Genomic DNA, 716 nt, shown 5'->3' with positions numbered 1-716 from the left:
ACGCTATTGGCAATGCTGGCGTTGGCCCCATTACCGATGGCCACACTGTTGCTGGCGCTGGCCTTGGCGACTGGGCCCATGGCCAGGCTGTCGGTACCGCTGGCATCGGCGCCACTCAGGGTGGAGTTGGCCTGGTAATACTTGCTGTCACCGGCCACACCCTCGAGCTGATTCTGCACCGTCCACAGCTGATCACCGCTGACCGCATCACGGCTGCCTTCGGCCACATCGCCGTTGGCCAGGTTGGTGATCTTGGTGCCGATGTTGTTGTCGTCACTGTCCTTGCCGCCCGCCAGGGTGATGGTGCCAGGCGTCACATTACCGTCGGTATCCCGGTCATACTGCACCGCACCGTCGCCCAGTTCAGCGATGGCATCCGTATTGGTGGAGATATTGCCGGTGTTGAGGGTGATGGCATCCGCGTTATCTTGGATCGCATCCGCATTGGTGCCGATATCGGTTTCCGCCGTGCTCAGGCGGGTATCCAGCCCCCCCACCGCCTGGTTGGTGGCGTACAGCTGGCTGCCGTTGACCGCATCGGTGCTGTCCGCGGTCAGGCGGCCTGCCGCGACGTGGGTGATCGTACGCTCGGCACCACTGGTGCCCACGCTGACGGTGCCCGTCGGGGCCTTGCCAGCAAGGTCGTACGTCGTACCCGCCAGCGTCACCTCCGCCGTGCCCACCGCAGTTTCCGTGGTGGCCCCATTACCCAGCGC

At 64.5% G+C, this 716-nt stretch carries 1 pseudogene; it reads right to left on the bottom strand.

Going from position 1 to position 716, the window contains the following annotated elements:
• Positions 1-716 (bottom strand): annotated as a pseudogene (locus KUW18_RS19585) (hypothetical protein); the annotation flags it as partial.

It is taken from the genome of Halomonas sp. DP5Y7-2, assembly GCF_019802025.1.
Classification (GTDB): domain Bacteria; phylum Pseudomonadota; class Gammaproteobacteria; order Pseudomonadales; family Halomonadaceae; genus Halomonas; species Halomonas litopenaei_A.
The sequence above is the reverse complement of the archived record's forward strand: the minus strand, read 5'-3'. Positions and strand labels throughout refer to the sequence as shown.